The 1,079-nt window shown below is 50.8% G+C and carries 1 protein-coding gene; it reads right to left on the bottom strand.

The window, feature by feature from the left end; all coding sequences use genetic code 11:
* A partial coding sequence (locus BMW76_RS40070; RefSeq protein WP_218162595.1) for a hypothetical protein occupies nucleotides 1–893 on the bottom strand: 893 nt, incomplete at its 3' end.
* Nucleotides 894–1,079 lie beyond the last annotated feature (186 nt).

The raw sequence follows: 1,079 nt of genomic DNA, 5'->3' as shown, positions 1-1,079 counted from the left end.
AACTTCAGGCCGAGCGTTGTGAGCGGCTGGCGCAAATCATGGCTTATCGCAGCGATAAGTTGGTTCTTCTCCGCCCTTGCCGCTTCGGCCCGCGATCGCGCCTCTTCGAGAATAACCTCTTTTACACATGCGTGCTTCTGATCGTAACAAAGAAACCATGCGATGAGACAATAGCCAATTAGTTGAGCCGTAAGCGACTCAAACAAAGTTGGTCGATTAATTAACAGAACTCCTCCCACGCTAAATCCCAATGGGATAGTGCCGAGCACGAGTGAACCTAAAGTTGCACGAAGACTAGGTGCGAGCAGCAGCACAGTAAATACATGACACATCAGCGTCATCTTTAGGAAGAAAGTCCTGTGAAAAATAATATGAGTATCACCGTGGTAGGCCCAGAAAATGGGCGGCTCTATCCCAAAGCTACCGGCTGCCCACCACAATGACGTCAGTATGACCAATGCAGCCCACGCCCAGTGCATCTGCTCGACCGCGTTGACGCCAGCTTGCTTTGGAAGCGCCATGGTCTTTTTCAGTAAATATATTGCCATGGGAGCGGCCATCCCCCACAGTCCGAAGATCCAGGCGACACGGAACAAACGATAAATATCCGACGTCTTGATCCAATTTCCAAGTACGAACACGAACAGGCTTACGAACAACACCAACGCCATCCAATACACCGCCCGACGCGACAGTGATTCCAATAAATCGCGTTCGACAAAGAGATTTTGCTCGGCATTGAGTGCCGCAACCGGTCCCCGAACAAGATTCACAAATTCACCGAATCTGCGGCGACCGACTTTGTGAGCTGTTTCACTTGCACTCAGTGATATCCTGGCCCCGGGCTTTTCGTCCACGTCAGAATCACATCGTGTTTGAGTACTGGACGCCATAGAAGGCCTCCTCGGAGGGGCACGTTCAGCATACGCCCCTTTGTGCTAGTTACGTTCTACCGCCATCATCTTCACCTGCCTTCGGTGGAAGTTTTTGGCTTATGTTTTGCCAGCAAGGTCAATAAGGTCTGTTCAGAAACCGGTTTCGACAGAAGCTTCATGCCACTCGCAGCTACTTTTTTGAGC

It is taken from the genome of Paraburkholderia diazotrophica (assembly GCF_900108945.1).
Taxonomy (GTDB): domain Bacteria; phylum Pseudomonadota; class Gammaproteobacteria; order Burkholderiales; family Burkholderiaceae; genus Paraburkholderia; species Paraburkholderia diazotrophica.
This window is presented reverse-complemented; position numbering and strand designations above follow the sequence as displayed.